13 protein-coding genes and 1 pseudogene are annotated in these 18,069 nt (G+C 69.6%); 7 read left to right on the top strand and 7 right to left on the bottom strand.

Translation table 11 applies throughout. From position 1 onward, the window contains the following. Window positions 1-3: 3 nt before the first annotated feature. A pseudogene (locus C0R07_RS09300) lies at window positions 4-971 on the bottom strand (LysR family transcriptional regulator); the annotation flags it as partial. Window positions 972-1,061: 90 nt separating this feature from the next. Between C0R07_RS09300 and C0R07_RS09295 the strand changes: the two are divergent. The 4 genes from C0R07_RS09295 to C0R07_RS09280 all read left to right on the top strand — a co-directional run bounded on the left by C0R07_RS09295 (window position 1,062) and on the right by C0R07_RS09280 (window position 4,762). After that, the gene (locus C0R07_RS09295; protein ID WP_102788759.1) at window positions 1,062-2,069 is read left to right on the top strand and encodes a zinc-binding alcohol dehydrogenase family protein; all 1,008 of its coding nucleotides are present in this window, start codon (window positions 1,062-1,064) and stop codon (window positions 2,067-2,069) included. Window positions 2,070-2,106: 37 nt separating this feature from the next. Continuing rightward, window positions 2,107-3,690, top strand: coding sequence for a DNA recombination protein RmuC (rmuC, locus tag C0R07_RS09290; RefSeq protein WP_070474161.1), 1,584 nt, complete (start codon window positions 2,107-2,109; stop codon window positions 3,688-3,690). An 86-nt stretch (window positions 3,691-3,776) separates the two neighbouring features. Beyond that, entirely contained in the window at window positions 3,777-4,145 is a 369-nt protein-coding gene (locus C0R07_RS09285) for a hypothetical protein (protein ID WP_070474159.1), read from the top strand. Window positions 4,146-4,201: 56 nt separating this feature from the next. After that, on the top strand, window positions 4,202-4,762 hold the full coding sequence (locus C0R07_RS09280; protein ID WP_070474157.1) for a glutathione peroxidase: 561 nt from the start codon (window positions 4,202-4,204) through the stop codon (window positions 4,760-4,762). 56 nt (window positions 4,763-4,818) lie between these two features. Here C0R07_RS09280 and C0R07_RS09275 read toward each other — a convergent pair whose 3' ends face one another. The 6 genes from C0R07_RS09275 to C0R07_RS09250 form a co-directional block, all read right to left on the bottom strand. Beyond that, the gene (locus tag C0R07_RS09275; RefSeq protein ID WP_070474156.1) at window positions 4,819-5,817 is read right to left on the bottom strand and encodes an MlaA family lipoprotein; all 999 of its coding nucleotides are present in this window, start codon (window positions 5,815-5,817) and stop codon (window positions 4,819-4,821) included. A 1-nt stretch (window position 5,818) separates the two neighbouring features. Continuing rightward, window positions 5,819-6,130 carry an STAS domain-containing protein gene (locus tag C0R07_RS09270; protein WP_019183996.1) on the bottom strand — a complete coding sequence of 104 codons (312 nt, stop codon included), beginning with the start codon at window positions 6,128-6,130 and terminating at the stop codon, window positions 5,819-5,821. Then, window positions 6,120-6,782, bottom strand: a complete 663-nt coding sequence (locus C0R07_RS09265) for an MlaC/ttg2D family ABC transporter substrate-binding protein (RefSeq protein ID WP_019183995.1) — start codon at window positions 6,780-6,782, stop codon at window positions 6,120-6,122. The genes C0R07_RS09270 and C0R07_RS09265 overlap by 11 nt, the downstream gene beginning before the upstream one ends. Further along, a complete protein-coding gene (gene mlaD, locus C0R07_RS09260) occupies window positions 6,779-7,306 on the bottom strand; it encodes an outer membrane lipid asymmetry maintenance protein MlaD (protein WP_019183994.1) in 528 nt (175 codons plus the stop codon). The genes C0R07_RS09265 and mlaD overlap by 4 nt, the downstream gene beginning before the upstream one ends. Before the next feature lie 117 nt (window positions 7,307-7,423). Continuing rightward, window positions 7,424-8,173 carry an MlaE family lipid ABC transporter permease subunit gene (locus tag C0R07_RS09255; RefSeq protein ID WP_019183993.1) on the bottom strand — a complete coding sequence of 250 codons (750 nt, stop codon included), beginning with the start codon at window positions 8,171-8,173 and terminating at the stop codon, window positions 7,424-7,426. After that, on the bottom strand, window positions 8,173-8,961 hold the full coding sequence (locus tag C0R07_RS09250) for an ABC transporter ATP-binding protein (protein ID WP_102788758.1): 789 nt from the start codon (window positions 8,959-8,961) through the stop codon (window positions 8,173-8,175). Before C0R07_RS09250 ends, C0R07_RS09255 begins: the two co-directional genes overlap by 1 nt. Before the next feature lie 224 nt (window positions 8,962-9,185). Here C0R07_RS09250 and recC point away from each other — a divergent pair, with 224 nt between their 5' ends. The 3 genes from recC to recD are packed head-to-tail and all read left to right on the top strand — an operon-like array spanning window position 9,186 to window position 18,063. Then, window positions 9,186-12,533, top strand: coding sequence for an exodeoxyribonuclease V subunit gamma (gene recC / locus C0R07_RS09245; RefSeq protein ID WP_102788757.1), 3,348 nt, complete (start codon window positions 9,186-9,188; stop codon window positions 12,531-12,533). Next, entirely contained in the window at window positions 12,530-16,171 is a 3,642-nt protein-coding gene (gene recB / locus C0R07_RS09240; protein ID WP_102788756.1) for an exodeoxyribonuclease V subunit beta, read from the top strand. The genes recC and recB overlap by 4 nt, the downstream gene beginning before the upstream one ends. Continuing rightward, window positions 16,168-18,063: an exodeoxyribonuclease V subunit alpha gene (gene recD / locus C0R07_RS09235; RefSeq protein WP_070474148.1), complete on the top strand. Its 1,896-nt coding sequence runs from the start codon at window positions 16,168-16,170 to the stop codon at window positions 18,061-18,063. The genes recB and recD overlap by 4 nt, the downstream gene beginning before the upstream one ends. Window positions 18,064-18,069: the final 6 nt, after the last annotated feature.

Here is an 18,069-nt window from a genome sequence, read left to right as displayed (position 1 = left end):
CAACGGGGGAGAGGCATTGTCCGGCAGCTGCGCCCCGGGCGATAGCGTCAGCGCGCGCCGTCCGGCAAGCCGGCCAGCAGGGGCTGCAGCCGTTGTTCGAACATCGCATGCAGCTGGCGGATCGCCGGGGAGAACTGCTTGCGGTGCGGGCACACCAGGTTCAACGGCAGGCTGTCGCCGGCCCCGTCCAGCAGCACCTGCAGGCGCCCGGCCTGCACATCGGCGCAGATATCCAGCCACGACTTGAACACGATGCCTTCCCCCGCCACCGCCCACCGCCGGACCACGTCGGCATCGTCGCAGACCATGTTGCCGCGCACCGGGATCACCGTGCGGCGGCCATCGGCCTCGAAGCTCCAGCGGTCATACGCACGCCCGGCCAGCTGGTAGAGCAGGCAGTGGTGCTCCTTCAACGCGTCCAGGCTGTCCGGCGTGCCGTGCCGGGCCAGGTAGTCCGGTGAGGCGGCCAGCACCCGCCGATTGCCGGGCAGCAGGGGCAGGGCGACATAGCTGGCGTTGTCGAAGCGGCCCAGGCGGAAGGCGATGTCGACCGGATCGCGGAACACATCGGCCACCTGGTCGGACAACTGCAGGCGCAGCTGCAGCTTCGGGTGCGCGGCGCGGAACTCGGTCAGCCACGGCAGCAGCAGGTTGCGGCCCAGGTCCGATGGCGCCGCCACCTGCAGCGTGCCGCGCAGCTCGGCATCCTCGCCACGCACCCGGGCCTCGCCCTCGCGCAGCGCGGCCAGCACCTCCTGCGTGTAGGGCAGATACAGCGCGCCCTCGGCGGTCAGGCGCAGGCTGCGGGTGGAGCGCACGAACAGGCGCAGGTCCAGCTCGCGTTCCAGCCGCGCCACCGCCGCAGCAACCTGGCCGGGCAGCAGATCCGCCTCGCGTGCGGCGTTGGAAAAGCTGCCCAGCGCGGCGGTGCGGACGAACAGGGCGAGGTCGTCGAACCGGATCATTTTCATTCCTGCAGTGAAAGTGCTGCCCGATTTTGCGCCTTTCTCCACCCCGCCGTGAAGCGCACGCTGTCCGCCTTCCCCACTGGATCTCCCCCGATGAAAGCCGTCGCCTATACCCAGCATGGCCTGCCGATCAGCGACCCCGCCGCGCTGGTGGACATCACCCTGCCGATTCCCACCCCCGGCCCGCGCGATCTGCGGGTCGAGGTCCGCGCGATCTCGGTGAACCCGGTCGATACCAAGGTCCGCACCGGCGTGGCGGTCACCGAGCCGCGCGTACTGGGCTTCGACGCGGTCGGCATCGTGGATGCGGTGGGCGACGCGGTGACCCTGTTCCAGCCCGGCGACGCGGTCTTCTATGCGGGCGCGATCGGCCGCGCCGGCAGCAATGCCGAGTACCAGCTGGTGGACGAGCGCATCGTCGGCCACAAGCCGGCCAGCCTGGATGACGCCGCCGCCGCGGCGTTGCCGCTGACCGCGATCACGGCCTGGGAGCTGCTGTTCGATCGCCTGCGCATCGCGGAAAACGGCGGCGAAGGGCAGACCCTGCTGGTGATCGGTGCCGCCGGTGGCGTCGGCTCGATCCTGGTCCAGTTGGCTCGCCAGCTGACCCGCCTGACCGTGATCGGCACCGCCTCGCGCCCGGATACCCAGGACTGGGTCTACGCGCTGGGCGCGCACCACGTGATCGACCACACCCAGCCGCTGAGCGAAGGCCTGCAGCGCTTGGGCATCGCCGAGGTCAGCCACGTGGCCAGCCTGACCCATACCGACCAGCACTACGACCAGATCGTCGCGGTGCTCGCGCCGCAGGGCCAGCTGGCGCTGATCGACGATCCCGGCCAGCTCGATGTGATGGCGCTCAAGCGCAAGAGCCTGTCCCTGCACTGGGAATCGATGTTCACCCGCTCCAGCTTCAACACCCCCGATGTGCAGCGCCAGCACGAGCTGCTCGAGCGCGTCGCCGCGCTGATCGACGCGGGCGTGCTGCGCACCACGCTGGGCGAACACTACGGCCGCATCAACGCCGCCAACCTGCGTCAGGCGCACGCCCTGATCGAGAGCCACCGCGCGCGCGGCAAGCTCGTGCTCGAAGGGTTCTGACGCAGCCAATGAGACCGCCGCGGCCTACACTTGGCGCATGCAAACCGAATTCCTCATTCTCGGCGGCCTGGTGTGTGCCGTCCTCGTGCTGCAGCTGCTCGCGCTGCTGCGGCGTTCCGGCAACGGCGGCCTCGAACAGACCCTGCGCGAGGAAGCGCGGGTCGGCCGCAGCGAACTGCGTGAGCAGCTCGAAGGCCTGGGCCGCCAGCAGGATGCCCGGCTGGAGAGTTTCGCGCGCGCGCTGACCGATCTCTCCACCCGCACCGACCAGCGCCTGGACCTGCTGCGCGATGCGCTCGGTGAAGACGCGCGCAAGGCCCGCGAGGAAAGCACGCTCAGCCAGCAGCGCACCGGCGACCTGCTGGCACTGCGCATGCAGGAAGTGCGTGCGCAGCTGGAAGCATTCGGGCAACAGCAGCAGGCGCGCATTGAAGCGTTCGGCCAGCAGCTGGTGGACCTGACCACGCGCACCGACAGCCACATGGCCGCGCTGCGCCAGGCCCTGGCCGAAGACGCGCGCCTGGGCCGCGAGGAAACCGGGCAGTCGCAGCAGCGCCTGGGTGAATCGCTGGGCCTGCGCCTGCAGGAAATGACCCAGCGCAACGAGCAGCGTATCGGCGAGATGCGCGCCACGCTCGAGCAGCAGCTCAAGAGCCTGCAGAGCGACAACGCCGAGAAGCTCGACCAGATGCGCGTGACCGTGGACGAGAAGCTGCAGACCACCTTGGAAACCCGCCTGGGTGCTTCGTTCCAGCTGGTCTCCGAGCGGCTGGAGCAGGTCCAGCGCGGGCTTGGCGAGATGCAGCAGCTGGCCACCGGCGTGGGCGACCTCAAGCGCGTGCTGACCAACGTCAAGAACCGCGGCAGCTGGGGCGAAGTGCAGCTGGACAACATCCTCGAGCAGACGCTCACCCAGGAGCAGTACGCGCGCGGCGTCAAAGTGCGCCCGGACAGCAACGAGATCGTGGACATCGCGGTGCGCCTTCCGGGTCGTGGCCACGAAGACACGCCGGTGTGGCTGCCGATCGATTCCAAGTTCCCGCGCGAGGATTACGAACGCCTGCTCGATGCGCAGGAACAGGGCGATGTCGAGGGGGTGCGCGTGCAGGGCGCGCAGCTGGAGCGCGCGATCCGCATCCAGGCCAAATCGATCTGCGACAAGTACATCGCCCCGCCGCACACCACTGATTTCGCGGTGATGTTCCTGCCGACCGAAAGCCTGTACGCCGAAGTGATCCGCCGCCCCGGCCTGATCGACCTGCTGCAGCGCGACCACCGCGTGGTGGTGGCCGGCCCGACCACCGTCACCGCGCTGCTCAACAGCCTGCAGATGGGCTTCCGCACGCTGGCCATCGAACAGCGCTCCAGCGAAGTGTGGGGCCTGCTCGGTGCGGTCAAAAGTGAGTTCGGCAAGTTCGCCGGCATCCTGGAAAAAGCCGAGAAGCAGATCACCACCGTCGGCCGCAGCCTCGGTGAAGCCAGCCGCAAGACGCGCACCATCGAGCGCCGCCTGCGCAGCGTGGAAACGCTGGGCAGCGAACAGACCCAGGACCTGCTCGGCGACATGAGCGGCGAGGACGAGGACGTGGCCGGCGACGAGACCAGCGCCGCGCAGGAGTGAGCGCCGACGCCATGCATGCAGGCGATCACGCATGCTGCGCGGCACACGCTCTGCCCTGTCTCTCTTCCGCCTTCCAAGGAACGCCGATGCGCCTGACCCTGATGCTGTCCCTCCTGCTCGCCCTGGCCGGGTGCAGCAGTACGCCACCTGTCGATACCCCTGCCGACACCGCGGCGACCACCTCCGCCACACCGAGCGCTGCCGCATGCACCGCCGCCGGTGGCAGTCTGCAGCCGCTGGGTCGCCTGCAGCGCGTGCAGTGCGTGGTGCCCTACGCCGATGCCGGCAAGGTCTGCAGCGCCAAGGCCGACTGCAGCGGCCAATGCCTGGCCACGAGCGATGTCGCGCCGGGAACGGCCGCGCGCGGCGTCTGCCAGCGTGATGTCAGCCAGAACTTCGGCTGCCGCCAGCGCATCGATGGCGGCGTGGCACTGGGCACGATCTGCGTCGACTGAGCTTCCCGCGGCACGGCTATGCTGTGCCTCCCCTGATCCAACGCAAGGAACCTGCCGTGAGCCAGACCGTCTACGACATCCCCGTCACCACCATCGAAGGTCAGCCGACCTCGCTGGCCGATTACCGCGGCAAGGTGCTGCTGGTGGTCAATGTCGCCTCCAAGTGCGGCCTGACCCCGCAGTACGAAGGTCTGCAGGCGCTGTACGCCGACAAGCAGGCCGCCGGCCTGGAAGTGCTGGGCTTCCCCGCCAACAACTTCCTGGCCCAGGAACCGGGCAGCGAAGCGGACATCCAGCAGTTCTGCCAGCTCGAGTACAACGTCAGCTTCCCGATGTTCGCCAAGATCAGCGTGGCCGGTGAGGACACCCATCCGCTGTACCAGCAGCTGACCGCCGCGCAGCCGACCGCCACCGGCGAAGGCCCGATGCGCGAAAAGCTGCAGGGCGCCGTGGCCAAGTACCCCGAGCTGGTGGTCAATGCCGCCCCGGGCGTGCTGTGGAACTTCGAGAAGTTCCTGATCGGCCGCGACGGCCAGGTCATCGCGCGCTTCGCCCCGGACGTGCCGGCCGACGATACCCGTCTGGTGGCCGCGATCGACGCCGCGCTGGCGGCCTGATCGGCTGACGCGGGAACAAAAAAAGCCCCGCTTCGGCGGGGCTTTCTCGTGGGGGATCAGTTACCCCAGTTCGGCATCGGCATCGCATCGACCGGAATCGGGGCGTCCGGATCGTCCTTGCCGCGCGCATGCTTGCCACGCAGGTCGTTCTCGATCTGGTAGTTGCGGCGCTGCAGCCATGCATCGCGCACGAGCGAATACTCGTCCACGGCGTTGTCGCGCATGTCATCGACCGCCAGCAGCTGCGAACGCATGTCCACCAGCTGCAGGCCCTGCAGGCCGATGCGGATCTTGTCCTCTTCGATCGTGCGGATCGGCGAGAGCGGCATGTCGCCGGCCAGGCCGAACACATCGCGCACGGTACGCGGGCCGAAGAACGGCAGCTCCACGTAGCGCGAACGGCGCCAGCCCCACGTGCCCAGGGTCTGACCGAAGTCTTCCTTGCGACGCGGCACCATGGCCTTGCTGGCCGGATCGAACAGCCCGCCGATACCCAGCGTGGAGTTCATCAGGAAGCGGCCCAGGCTGTCCCAGGCATCGTCCGGACGGCCCTGCAGCAGCTGGTTGGTGATCGTCACCGGTGCGCGCAGGTTGCTGAAGAAGTTGCTCACGCCGGTGCGGGCGAAGCGCGGCACCACATTGGTGTAGGCCACCGCCAGCGGGCGTGCGACCGCACGGTCGACCACGTTGTTGAAGCTGTGCACCTTGCGGTTGAACGGTTCCCACGGATCGTACGGGGTGCCGCTGGGCTCGGTGCCATCCGCGCTCGGGGCGGGCCCGCCGTACAACGCAGCGAAGTCGTCCTCGGCGTTGGTCGGCGCGGTGCCGGCCGTGGCCGGTTCCGCCGCCGGGTCGGTACCGGCCTGCGCGGCCGGGGCCGTGCTGTCGGCGACGGCGTCGGCCGGTACCACGGGCGTGTCGGCCACATCGGCCACCGGTGCCGCCGCAGGGGCGACCTCGACGCTGACCGGTGCGCTGTCGCGTGCGGGTTTGCCGGCACAGGCGCTCAGGGCCAGCGCCAGCACGAGGAGGGGGAGGGTGCGTATGACGTTCATGTCAGCTCGCCGCAGAAAGGGCATGGAAATCCAGGGTGGGTGCCAGCCGGTAGGCGGCACTGAGGTCGGTGAAACCGTCCGGGCTGCCGATGATCGTCGGCGCGGTCCCGTTTGCACGCAGGCGTGCGGCCAGCTCGGCCAGCAGGGCCAGGCCGGCACTGTCCAGCTTGCTCACCGCCGCCAGATCCAACTGCTGCACGCCGTCCAGCGCGGCCAGCGAGGGCCACAGGGCCGTCACCGCCGCGCGGTCGAGCACCCCACTGAACACCAGCGAGGCACCGTTGCGCTGCACGCTGGCGCTGTTACTTGCCACGCGGGGCCTGCCCGGCCTGCATGCTGCCGTTGCGCAGTTCGGTGGCGACCTGCTGGATCGACTTCTGGCGCAGCGGGGCGTCGAACTGGGTCTTGAAGGTCTGCACGTAGGAAATGCCTTCGATCATCACATCGAAGATCTTCCACTGGCCGTTGACGTTGCGCATCAGGTAGTCGACCGGGGTCGGCTCGTTGCCGGCGCGGATCAGCTCGGTGGACACGCGCACGCCGCGGTTGCCCGGCAGCGGCGACTCGCTCTTCAGGCGGAAGGTCGGCTTGCCCTGGATCTCGAGCAGGGCCGAACCGTAGCGCTGCATCAGGTTGTCGGCCATCGCATCGGCGAACAGCTTGACGTCGGCATCGGAGGCGCCGCGGCCGTGCACGCCCAGCACCAGGCGGGCGGCGTAGTCGCGGTCGAAGGTCTTGTTGAGCTCGCTGTTGATGAAGTCACGCAGCACGGCCGGGTTGGCCCGGAACTCGGTGCGGCGCTGCTGCAGCGAGGTCAGGATGCGGGTGCTGGCGTCCATCACCGCCTTGCTGGCCTGGCCCTGCTGGGCGGCAGCGGCAGCGGGAGCGGCCTGGGCGAAGGAGAGCGAGGGCGTGGCGGCGAGCAGGGCCGAGGCCAGCAGCGCCGGGATCAGGGTCTTTTTCATGGTTGCGGTTCCGTTGCAGGCGCAGGCGCGCCGTTGCCATCGTGGGAGTCAGCGCCACCGGTATTGGCCGGACCGCTGAACATGTACTTGCCGACCAGCTGGAGCAGGTCCACCGCCGGCTGGGTGAAGACGATCTCGTCGCCGGACTTGAGCACATCCGGGTCACCGCCCGGCTGCAGACCGATATAGCTCTCGCCGAGCAAACCGCTGGTGAATATGCCGGCCGAGGTGTCGGCCGGCAGATCCTTGAACTTGCCGTCCAGCTTGAGGGTCACGATCGAGTCGAACTTCTGGGGATCCAGTTCGATGCCCGAGACCTGGCCGATGGTCACGCCGCCGATCTTGACCGGCGCCTGCTTGCGCAGCTGGCCGATCTGGGTGAAGCGCGCCTTGAGTTCGTAGCCGCTGCCGCCGGTGCCCCACCGTTGATTGGTGGAGGCCACGGCCAGCACCAGCAGCGAGGCCAGCGCCAGCAGCAGGAACGCGCCGACGGAAAATTCGAGTCTGGGACCGCGGATGGCCATGGGATATCTCACTGTTCTTTGTCAGGTGCCTGGACAGGTGTCCGGGCGGGAAGTCTTTGCGTACTGAAGCGGGGGTGCTGGCCAGGGACAACGGCCGTACCGACCAACGGTCGGTACCTACTGGAACATCATGGCGGACAGCACGAAGTTGAAGACCAGCACCAGCAGCGAGGCGTTGACCACCGCGCGCGTGGTGGCGACCGACGTGCCTTCGATCGTGGGTTCGGCATGGAAGCCGACATAGGAAGCGACCAGGGCCGCGGTGCCGCCGAAGATCGCCGACTTCAGCATCGCCACACCGAAGTCGTCCCAGAAGTCCACGCTGTTGCTCAGCGCCGACCAGAACACGCCGTTGTCCAGGCCGAGCACATGCACGGCCTCGAAGTAGCTGGCACTGATCGCCAGCGAGCAGAAGATGCCGGTCAGCAGCGGCACGGTCAGCACCGCCGCCCAGAAGCGCGGGGCGACGACCTTGGCCACCGGGTCGATGGCCATCAGCTCCAGCGCCTTGATCTGGTCGGTGGCGCGCATCAGGCCCAGTTCGGCGGCGATCGAGCTGCCGGCGCGGCCGATGAACAGCAGTGCGGTCAGCACCGGGGCCAGTTCGCGGTACAGCGAGAGGCCAAGCAGCGTGGACAACGCATCGGCGGCGCCGAAGGTGGTGAGCGTGCGGTAGCCCTGCAGGGTCAGCACCAGGCCCACGAACGCGCCGCCTACGGCAATGATCGGCAGCGAACGTGCGCCGATCTTGTAGATTTCGCGGGTCAGCTCGGCAAGGAAATCGGCGGTCGGCAGCGAGCCGCGCAGTACCGTCAGCGAGAACAGGCCGGCGCGACCGAGCGAGCGGGTAGCGTCAACGAACGGCATCAGGCAACCCTCGCACGTGGTGCGGCATCGAAGGGGATCGGGCCGTCCGGCTCACCATGCAGGAACTGCCGCAGCAGCGGGTCCTGGCTGGATTCAAGTGCGGCCGGGCTGCCCTGGAATACGATGCCGCCGTTGGCGATGGCGATCACCTGGTCGCAGATCGGCAGGGTCTCGTGCACGTGGTGGCTGACGATGATGCTGGTCAGCCCCAGGCTGTGGTTGAGGCGCTGGATCAGGCTCATGATCACGCCCGAGGCGATCGGGTCCAGCCCGGTCAGCGGCTCGTCGTAGATCATCAGCGGCGGGTCGAGCGCAAGCGCACGGGCCAGGGCCACACGCCGCGCCATGCCGCCGGACAGCTCGCGCGGCCAGGCATCGGCAGCGGCCAGCAGGCCCACTGCGTGCAGCTTCATATGCACCAGGCGGCGCAATACGGGCTTCGGCAGGCGGGTATGGGTGCGCAGTGGCAGGGCCACGTTCTCGGCGACGGTCAGGTCGGTCAGCAGGCCATTGCCCTGCAGCAGCACGCCCACGCTCTTGCGCATCTCCAACAGCGCGCGTGCGCCCGTCGGAATGGGCTGGCCGAACAGGGTGACCTCGCCGGCCACCGGGCGCAGCTCACCGGTCAGCGCCGCCAGCAGCGTGGACTTGCCACTGCCCGACGGGCCAAGCACGGCGGTGATGCTGCCGCGCGGAACGGTCAGCGAAACGTCGCGCAGGATCGTACGTCCGCCGCGGTCGATGCGGACGTTGGATAACTGCACCAGACTCTCTTCGGAAACCGTCATGGGCGCCATTAACAAAATTCCAACGTTGTAAGATCGTGGTGAACGGCTGAACATAACCGAACTGGACCGTGCAGTATTGTCGCACGGGCGGGTGAGGGCAGTGCCGCGGCGGGCATGCCGTCACCTGCAACACAGCGTGTCGGGCCGGTGGTGGCCCGCGCCTTTTCCTCGTCCGCACCGCCAGCAGCGCTGCGTTCGTGCGTCGGCTACGGCACACTCCTGCGATGACCGACGCTGCTTCAGACTTTCGCCTGTACCACTCCAACTCGCTCGATGTGCTGGCCGCGCTGCTGGCCACGACGCTGCGCACGCCGGTGCCGGGCCAATCCATCCTGGTGCCGGAGGTGGTGCTGATCCCGCAGGTGGCGATGCGCCGCTGGCTGCAATCGACCCTGGCGGCCGAGTATGGCATTGCCGCCAACCTCGCGTTCCTCACGCCGGGTGAGCTGGTCGCCCGCGCCCTCAATGCCAACGTGCCCGGGGAACATGACGATCTCAATGCCGAGGGGCTGCGCTGGCGGTTGTATGCCGCCCTGCGCGACCCGGTGTTGATGGCGCAGCCGCCGATGGCGGCGCTGCAGGCGTATCTGTCGGCGGCCGATCCGCTCAAGCCATGGGCGCTGGCGGCCGAGCTGGCCTCGGTGTTCGAGAAGTACCAGGCGTGGCGTCGCGATTGGCTGCTGCGCTGGGACGCGGGCGCAGCGCCGAACGACCCGCAGGCGATCCTGTGGCGGCGCATCGCCGGCGGCGAGCAGTACCGTGCGCGCCGCATCGATGCCTACCTGGCCCGCTTCGAGGGTGCCGGGCAGCCGTTGCCGCAGGGCCTGCCGACGCGCGTGTTCGCCTTCGCCACCCTCAACATCTCCCCGGACGTGCTGCGGGTGCTGGCCACCCAGGCGCGGGTCGGCACGATGCACTTCTATCTGCCCACGCCGACCCAGGCCTATTGGGGCGATCTGCAGACCCTGGGCGAGAAGCTGCGCAGCGGCGCGCCCGATCCGTTCGGGGAGGCGGCGGGCGAGAACCGCCTGCTGCAGGCCTGGGGCGCGGCGGGTCGCGATTTCATGGCGGTGCTGGGCAGCTACGAGGTCGTGCACCCCTCCGGTGAGATCGCCGCGTACGACGATCCCGAAGAGGATGCGCGCCCGGACATGGCCGACGGCGGGCTGTCCGACAGCCTGCTGCACCGCCTGCAGCGCGATCTGTTCCACCGCCGCGGGCAGCCGGCGGGGGAGCTGCGCGAGGGGCTGCGCTACGACGACCCCAGCCTGCAGGTGCATGCCTGCCACACCCGCCTGCGCGAACTGCAGGTGCTGCATGACCAGCTGCGCGGCCTGCTGCAGGATCCGCGCTTCGATCCGCCGCTGCAGGCGCGCGACATCGCGGTGCTGGCACCGGACATCGATCCCTACGTGCCATACCTGGAAGCGGTGTTCGGCGGCCGCAGCGGCGGCGATGACCACATTCCCTATGCGCTGGCCGATACCAGCCCGCTGGCCGGCGAGCCGTTGGCCGATGTGTTCGTGCACCTGCTCGGGCTGCCGGTCTCGCGCTTCGGATTGAACGAAGTGCTCGATCTGCTCGCCAGTGCACCGTTGGCGGACGCCGCCGGCCTCGATGCCGTGGTGTTCGACCGCCTGCACGACTGGCTGCAGGCCGCCGGCGCGCGCTGGGGGCTGGATGCGGCCCATCGCGGCCAGCATAAGGCCCCGGTGGACGATGCGTTTACCTGGCAGTTCGCGCTGGATCGCCTGCTGCTTGGCCACGCCAGCGGCAGCGACGGCGATATCGCCGGGGTCGCGCCATGGCCGGAGCTGGAAGGCAGTGCGCTGGACGCGCTGGACCGCCTGCTCGGCCTGCTGCGCGTGCTGGCGCGCTACCAGCGGGCGCTCGGTGAGGCCATGTCGCCCGGGCAGTGGCGGCAGCGCCTGCTGGCCCTGCTCGATGCGCTGCTGCCCGAACCGCCGCAGGCGGCCAGCAGCCAGCGCGCGCTGGAGCGCCTGCGCAAACTGATCAACGAGTTCGCCCGCGATGCGGAGACCGCCGGGTTTGAAGGCGACGTGCCACCGGAGGTGCTGCGCGCCCATTTCGCCGGCGTGCTCGCCCAGGCCGATACGCGTGCACCGCTGTTGACCGGTGGCGTCAGCTTCGGCCGGATGGTGCCGATGCGCCTGCTGCCGTTCCGGGTGATCTGCGTGCTTGGCCTGAACGATGGCGACTTCCCGCGCCGCGATCCGGCAGCCGGCCTCAACCAGCTCACCGCCGAGCTGGGCACCGACAAGCGCCGGCATGGCGACCGCTCGCTGCGCGAGGATGATCGCTTCCTGTTCCTGCAGCTGTTCGCCTCGGCGGAGGACGTGTTCTACCTGAGTTATCTGGGCGCCGATCCGCGCGATGGCAGCGTGCGCGAACCCTCGGTGCTGGTCAGCGAGCTGATCGATGCCGCGGCCGAGTACCACCTGGATCCCCCGGCGGCGGCGCGCAGGATGACCGTGCGCCATTCACTGCAGCCGTTCGCTCCGGCCGCGTTCGGCGGGGGCGAGGAGCCACGGCGTTTCAGCTATCGCCGCCAATGGCACCCCGCCGCCGGCTCGCTCGGCGGTGCACGTCGCGCGCTGGCGCCGTGGTTCGCCACGCCGCTGCCGCCGATGGAGAGCAGCGCTGCCGAGCCGGAACTGAGCGTGGATGCGCTGCGTCGTTTCCTCACCGATCCGGCCAGCCAGTTCCTCTCGCAACGGCTCGGCCTGCGCCTGCCCGATGACGTGGACAACGGCGACGACGTCGAGCCGCTGGTGATGGCCGCGCGCGGCGGTGACACGGTGCTGCTGCAGCAGGCCGTGATCGAGGCCACCCTTGGGCAGGACGACACGCCGCTGTACCCACGGCTGCGTGCGCGGGCGCTGCTGCCCTCCGGCGCCCTGGGCGAACGGCAGTTCGCGCTGCTGCAGGCCCAGACCGAGCCTTACGCGCAGGCGCTGGCCCAGTGGCAGGCCGGTACTACGGCCGACAGCCGCCGCTACGAAGTGGATATCGACGGGGCTCGCCTGCACGGCCGCGTGGACGGAGTACATCCGCACGGGTTGGTGCGCCTGCGCCCGGGTCCGCTCAACGGTCGTGCCGCGATCCGCCAGGGCCTGGACTGGCTGCTGGCCAATGCCGCCGGTGATGTCTTGCCCCTGGTGCAGTTCCACGAGGCAGGCGATGACGGGCTGGGTCCGCACACGCTGCCGCCGCTGGGCGCCGAGCGCGCGCAGCAGGTGCTGCGTCGCCTGCTGCAGCTGCGCAGCGAAGGGCTGCGCGCGCCGCTGCTGTACGGCCCGTCCACCGGCTGGGTGCTTTACACCGCCGCCGAGGCCAGGCGCGAGGCCGAGGGCCGCGCCAAGTGGCACGGCAGCGACCGCACCTGGGGCGAGTCCACCGGCGCCGGCTACCAGCTCGCGCTGCGCGGCCACGACCCCTTCGCCAGTGCCGACAGTTACCGGCAACTGCTGCACAACAGCTTCGTGGTGTTCACCGCGGTGCGCGAAGGCCGGGTGTTCCCGGGCTTTGACGAGCAAGGAGCCCTGCGATGACCGACCACGACCTGCTCAACGATCCCTACCTGGCGCTGCCGCTGGACGGCGTGCGCCTGATCGAGGCCAGCGCCGGCACCGGCAAGACCTTCACCCTGGCCACGCTGTTCACCCGGCTGGTGGTGGAGAAGGGCTGGCGCATCGGCCAGATCCTGGCCGTCACCTTCACCGATGCCGCGACGCAGGAACTGCGCAAGCGCATCCGCGAACGGCTGGCCCTGGCCGCACAGCTGGTCGAGCGGGTGCCGACCGATCAGGACACTCCCGATGTCGCGTTGACCCGGGTGATCCTGCAACGCCAGCTCGCCCTCGGTGAAGAGACACCCGCCGCGCTTGCGCGCCGGCTGCAGACCGCCGCTGATGAAATCGACCTCGCCTCGATCTTCACGATCCACGGCTTTTGCACCCGGGTACTGCGCGAACATGCGCTGGAGAGCGGGCACACCTTCGATCCGCCGACCCTGCTGCCAAGCGAACGCGAGCTGCACGAAGAACTGGCCGCCGACCTGTGGCGCGTGCATGCCAACGACCCGGCCACGGTCGATGCGCTGACCTGGCTGTGGTCCTCGCCCGAGGCGCTGGCAGGCGATCTGTCCACGCTGATCAAGCCGTTGCCGCTGCTGCCAGCGCGGGCCGCGCGTACCTTCGACGATCCCGCCCCGCAACTGCGGCTCACCGCGGCTGCGTTGGCAGAGGCGATCCAGACGCACGTCGAAGACGCCCAGGCGCAGATCGCCGTGGCCTTCGACCGCAAGATCTTCGATGGCCGTCGTGCGAAACGGCCGAGTTTCGACAAGGCCTTCGGCGAGCTGTTGGCCGGCCGCAGCGCGCAGCACTGGCCGCGTGGCGACAAGAGCCACCTGGGCAAACTGCTGCCGGTGCAGCTGCTGGCCTTCTGCAAGGACGGCATGGAAGGCCAGTGCCCGGCGTCGCCGCTGTTCGATGCGTTGCAGGCCTGGTGGCATGCCGCCGATGCGCGCGAGCAGTGGCTGCGCCAGCAGGCCACCGCCTTCCTGCATGATCTGCGCGACGAAGCGCGTGCGCGGCTGGCCGAGCTCAAGCGGATCGGCCGCGTGCAGACCTACGATGACCTGATCGATGGCGTTGCCGATGCCCTGGAAGGCCCGCACCGCGCCACCCTGGTGCAGCAGCTGCGCGCGCAGTATGCGATCGCGCTGGTGGATGAGTTCCAGGATACCGATGACCGCCAGTGGGGCATTTTCCAGCGTGTGTTTGGCGACTCGGAGGAGACCCGGGACGCGGGCCTGGCACCGGCGCTGTTCCTGATCGGCGACCCCAAGCAGGCGATCTACGGCTTCCGCGGCGGCGATATCCACACCTATCTCAAGGCCAAGCGCCAGGCCGATGCCGCGCCCGCGCTGGACCGCAATTTCCGCTCGCGTCCGGCGGTGCTGCACGCGATCGAAGCGCTGTACGCCAACGCCGGTGAGCGCGCCTTCCTCGAAGCCGACATCGCCTTCGAACCGGTGCACCCCGGCAGCACCCGGATGGATGCGGATTTCCTGCGCGACGGTCTCCCCGCACCTGGCCTGACCGTGCGCGTGCTGCACAACACCGAGGGCGGCGACCTCAAGGCCGATCCCTCGCGGCAGCAGGCCAGTGATGCCTGTGTGGCCGCGATCCACCAGATCCTCAGCGAAGCCCGGCAAGGGCGCGCGCTGCTGCGCGACGTGCCGGTGCAACCCGGCGACATCGCGGTGCTGGTGCGCTCGCACAAGGAGGCCACGCGCATCCAGCAGGCGCTCGGTGCGGTAGGCATTCCCGCCGTCGCTGCGGGCAAGCAGAGCCTGTATGCCACGCCCGAAGCGCACGACCTGCGCCTGTTGCTGCTGGCGCTGCTGCAGCCGGCCGACGAAGGGCGGCTGCGCGCCGCACTGTCGACCGTGCTGCTCGGCGAAGATGCCGAGGCGATCGATGCGCTGGAGCGCGAAGGCGATGCGCAGCGCTCCTTCCAGGTGCGGCTGCTGGAATGGCGTGAGCGCTGGCAGCGCGGCGGCCCGTTCGCGGTGATCGCCGATCTCTGCGCCGAACACGCCGAGCGCCTGCTGGGCCTGCTGGATGGCGAGCGCCGCCTGACCAACTACCTGCAGCTGGGTGAACTGCTGCAGCAGGCGGCCGGGCAGACGCTGGGCATGCACGGCCTGCTCGACTGGCTGCAGGTGCAGATGGCGCATGCCGACCAGAACGACGAACAGCAGCTGCTGCGCCTGGAATCGGATGCGCGCCGCGTGCAGATCATCACCCTGCACAAGAGCAAGGGGCTGGAGTATCCGCTGGTATTCCTGCCGTTCGTCGGCATCGGGGGGGGCGCACCGAACACCGAGGCCAACTGCACGGTGTACGCCAACGGCCGCCGCGAGCTGCACTGGAAACTGGACAAGGACGACAGCTGGAATGCGGCCAGCACGCGCAGGACCCAGGAACAGGACGCCGAAGACGCGCGCCTGCTATACGTCGGGCTGACCCGGGCCGAGCACGCCCTGTGGATCGCCGCCGGTGATCTGGCCGGGCTGGCGAAGACCCGCCTGGCACCGATGCTGTCGGACCTGGAAGCGCTGCGTGCGCATCCGGACATCGCCGTGATCGAGGGCCCGGTGGAACCCCGCCCGGCGCAGCTCGCCTTCGAGCGCGACGGCGAACTGCCACCGGTCCGCGCGCTGACCCGCCGCGTGCCGCACGACTGGTGGGTGTACAGCTTCACCCAGCTGGCGCATGCCGACGCGGGCCACGACACCGATGCGGCCGCGACCGAAGTGCCGGCACCCGCAGCCGATGAGCCGGCCGGCGTGGACCTCACCCTGGAAGCAGAACAACCGGCCGTGGCCAGCGAAGAGAGCGACCCGCGCTTCATGGGCAGCCGCTTCGGCAACGTGCTGCACGATGCGCTGGAAAACACCGACTTCGCGCAGTGGGGCGGCTGGCAGGCCGGCGAGACCGCACCCGGCGAGGAAGCCGAGGTCCTGCGCGCCTCGCTGCGCGCGGAAGGCTATGCCGAGGAAGACCTGGACGATGGCGTGGCCATGCTGACCGGGCTGGTCGGCCAGACCCTGACCGTGCCCCTGCCGGAAGGCGGCGCACTGCACGACCTGCCGGCCGATGCACGCCGTGCCGAGATCGAATTCCACTTCGCGATGCAGCCGACCGCCGTTCCAGCGCTGCTGAGCCTGCTGCACGCGCACGGGCTGGTGCCTGACCGCCATGGCTTCGGCACCCGCCGGCGGCTGGAGGGGCTGATGACGGGCAAGATCGATCTCACCTACGTGCGTGCGGACCGCTGGTACGTGCTCGACTACAAATCCAATCGCCTGCCCGGCTACGACGCGGCCCGGCTGGCCAGCGCCATGCAGCACAGCGAATACGACCTGCAGGCGCTGATCTACACCGTCGCGTTGCACCGCTGGCTGCGCTTCCGGCTGGGCGCGCAGTACGACTATGCGCGCGACATGGGCGGTATCCGCTATCTGTTCTGCCGCGGCCTGGATGCCCGCCGCGACGACAGCCCGGGCCTGTATGCGCATCGCTTCGATCCGGCCCTGGTCGATGCCCTGGATGCCCTGTTCGCCGGGGGCGAACACGCCCAGGCACGCATGGCCGCGCGCGCACGGGGGGAGGCATGAGCCTGCTCACCACGCTCTACCGTGGCAACGTGCTTCGCACGCTCGACCATGCGCTGGCGCAGAGCCTGCGCAGGTTGCGCCCTGACACGCCCGACGCGGTGCTGGTCGGTGCCGCACTGGCCTCGCTGGCGGTCTCGGAAGGACACGCCGGCCTGGATCCGACCCAGCCGCAGCGCCTGATCGAGGTCGATGTCGACTGGCCGGCACCCGAGGCGTGGTTGGCGCAGCTGCGGGCGTCGCCGTGGGTGGAGGTACCCGGCGCGGAGGACGTGGTCGCTGGCGATGCACCGCTGGTGCTGGAGAACGGCCTGCTCTATCTGCGTCGCTACCGCGAATACGAACGTCGGCTTGCCGAGGGCCTGCAGCGCATCGCCACGCATCCGCTGCCCGACGCCGATCCCGGCACCCTGGCCACGCTGTTCGGCCAACTGTTCCCGCAGGCCCACGATGGGGTCGATCACCAGGCCCGCGCCGCGGCCGTCGCGCTGCGCCATCCACTGGTGCTGGTGACCGGCGGCCCCGGCACCGGCAAGACCACTACCATCGCGCGGCTGCTGGTGCTGCTTGCCGCACAGGCGGTGCAGGCCGACCAGGCATTGCCACGGGTCGCGCTCGCCGCGCCCACCGGCCGCGCCGCCGAGCGCATGGCCGAGAGCCTGCGCCTTGCCGTGCAGCGGCTGCGCCTGGTGGGCATCGCACCGGCGCTGTGCGACGCGATGCCGAGCACCGGCACCACCCTGCATCGCCTGCTCGGGGTGATCCCGGATTCGCCACGCTTCCGCCATCACGCCGACAACCCGCTGCCGTACGACGTGGTGGTGGTGGACGAGGCCTCGATGATCGACCTGCCACTGATGACCAAGCTGGTCGAGGCGGTGGCCGATGGCACCCGGCTGGTGCTGCTTGGGGATCCGGACCAGCTGCCCTCGGTGGAAGCCGGCGATGTGCTCAGCGCGATCCTGCGTGCCAGCGGCGATGGCCTGGGTACCCAGGCTGACGATGCCCAGGCGCTGCGCGTGCTGCTTGCTGCCGATGCGTTGCAACCGCTGGCACCGCCACGCCGGTTCGCCGGCCGGCGCGTGCAGCTGCAGCGGGGCTACCGGCAGACCGACGCGCTCGATCTGGCACCGCTGGCGCATGCCGTGCGCGACGGCAACAGCGCCACCGCGCTGGCACTGCTGAGGACGGGCACGCTGGCCGGTGTGCACTTCCACGAAGACCAGAGCGATCCGCTGCAGCATCACCGCGAGCAGCTGCTCGGGCATTGGCGCGGCCTCGGCGAAGCCGCCGATCCCGGCGTTGCGCTGGCCAATGCCGGCCGCATCCGCCTGCTCACCGCCGTGCGCGAAGGCCCACAGGGCGCGCGCGGGCTCAATGCCCGCATCGAAGCGCTGCTGGCCGGTGTGCCGCGGCCGGGCATGGCGCCGGGTTACTTCCACGGCCGGCTGCTCCTGATCACCGAGAACAGCTACCGGCACCGCCTGTTCAACGGCGACATCGGCATCTGCCTGATCGATCGCCACGGCAGCGTGACCGCGTGGTTCCCGGGCGAAACGCCGGATCAACCACGTGGCTTCCACCCGGGTGCATTGCCGGCGCACGAAAGCGCGTTCGCGATGACCGTGCACAAGGCACAGGGCTCGGAGTTCGATGAGGTCTGGTTGCAGCTGCCGCGACGCGACAATCGCGTGCTGTCGCGCGAGCTGATCTATACCGGCATGACCCGCGCGCGGCAGGCGCTGCATGTGCTCGGCAGTGCGGAGGTGCTGGAGGCCGCATTGGCGCGGCACGCCAGCCGGCTGTCGGGTCTGGCTGCTCGCCTGCAGGGCGGCGAGGGGAACGCAGTGGCCGACGCCGTCGTGACGGCGCCGGCCCAAGGGCAGTTGTTCTAGCCCCGG

The sequence above is a fragment of the Stenotrophomonas bentonitica genome, from assembly GCF_002887735.1.
GTDB lineage: Bacteria > Pseudomonadota > Gammaproteobacteria > Xanthomonadales > Xanthomonadaceae > Stenotrophomonas > Stenotrophomonas bentonitica_A.
This window is presented reverse-complemented; position numbering and strand designations above follow the sequence as displayed.

What these genes read in the sequence shown, in the direction of transcription:
- C0R07_RS09255 (WP_019183993.1), bottom strand. Translation starts at nt 8,173, where the DNA reads ATGCCGTTCGTTGACGCTACCCGCTCGCTCGGTCGCGCCGGCCTGTTC.
- C0R07_RS09265 (WP_019183995.1), bottom strand. Translation starts at nt 6,782, where the DNA reads ATGAAAAAGACCCTGATCCCGGCGCTGCTGGCCTCGGCCCTGCTCGCC.
- mlaD (WP_019183994.1), bottom strand. Translation starts at nt 7,306, where the DNA reads ATGGCCATCCGCGGTCCCAGACTCGAATTTTCCGTCGGCGCGTTCCTG.
- rmuC (WP_070474161.1), top strand. Translation starts at nt 2,107, where the DNA reads ATGCAAACCGAATTCCTCATTCTCGGCGGCCTGGTGTGTGCCGTCCTC.
- recB (WP_102788756.1), top strand. Translation starts at nt 12,530, where the DNA reads ATGACCGACCACGACCTGCTCAACGATCCCTACCTGGCGCTGCCGCTG.
- recC (WP_102788757.1), top strand. Translation starts at nt 9,186, where the DNA reads ATGACCGACGCTGCTTCAGACTTTCGCCTGTACCACTCCAACTCGCTC.
- C0R07_RS09285 (WP_070474159.1), top strand. Translation starts at nt 3,777, where the DNA reads ATGCGCCTGACCCTGATGCTGTCCCTCCTGCTCGCCCTGGCCGGGTGC.
- C0R07_RS09250 (WP_102788758.1), bottom strand. Translation starts at nt 8,961, where the DNA reads ATGACGGTTTCCGAAGAGAGTCTGGTGCAGTTATCCAACGTCCGCATC.
- C0R07_RS09275 (WP_070474156.1), bottom strand. Translation starts at nt 5,817, where the DNA reads ATGAACGTCATACGCACCCTCCCCCTCCTCGTGCTGGCGCTGGCCCTG.
- C0R07_RS09295 (WP_102788759.1), top strand. Translation starts at nt 1,062, where the DNA reads ATGAAAGCCGTCGCCTATACCCAGCATGGCCTGCCGATCAGCGACCCC.
- recD (WP_070474148.1), top strand. Translation starts at nt 16,168, where the DNA reads ATGAGCCTGCTCACCACGCTCTACCGTGGCAACGTGCTTCGCACGCTC.